Origin of the sequence: Thiorhodococcus mannitoliphagus (assembly GCF_010915725.1) — a bacterium.
Classification (GTDB): domain Bacteria; phylum Pseudomonadota; class Gammaproteobacteria; order Chromatiales; family Chromatiaceae; genus Thiorhodococcus; species Thiorhodococcus mannitoliphagus.
The window spans coordinates 1-661 of record NZ_JAAIJR010000418.1 but is presented as its reverse complement, the minus strand read 5'-3'; the positions used below and the strand labels follow the sequence as shown (position 1 = coordinate 661).

The 661-nt window shown below is 64.0% G+C and carries 1 pseudogene; it reads right to left on the bottom strand.

Annotated features, from left to right (window positions below):
- Positions 1-335: 335 nt before the first annotated feature.
- Positions 336-661: pseudogene (locus G3480_RS27220) on the bottom strand (ISNCY family transposase); the annotation flags it as partial.

Sequence of the window (661 nt, the reverse complement as noted above, 5' to 3'; positions counted from 1 at the left end):
AGTGAACGCCTTGGCCGTCGTACGATGCCGATTCTTGAACGCTTCATCGGCGACCAGGCGCCGCGTCGTTTCCAGGGCTTGCACTCGTTTCAAAGGGGTCATGCAAAACTCTGGATTGTCGCAGAAACCGGGCGCGGGAGCCTAACTTGTGCCTGAACGAAAACCCCGTTCAATTCAGCGCGGCCCCCTGATCGTGATCCCAGTGCAGCGGGTTTCTATTCGTTTCAGCGCAATGATGCGGGGCAGAACGGGAGTGGATGGGGCGATTTGAAGGCAAGGGCGTTTTTTGGACAGACCACTCCCTCGGATCCGTCGGGATCGCGTGGCCGATGGCCTCAGGCGGCGCGCTGACGCCGACGCTGGCGCTCCACCTCAGCCGCTTGGGCGAGCAGGATGGCGCCGAGGCGATGGACGTTGCGTCCGACGACCGCCAACGCGACATAGCGGCGGAAGCCCTCGATCCCGTGATCGGGACAGCGGTCGAGTCCATGGGCCTCGAGGGCATTGATGGCGGACTCGACGGCCGAATGCTGGTGGCGTCGCGCGATGAAGCGCGGGTCGTGCTCACGCTCAAGCTCGGTGGCCGAGCGTTTGCCCTTCTTCGGCAGCACCGGGAAATCCACCAGCTCGGCGAGGCGCTGCTGGTTGGCCGGGCTGTGAA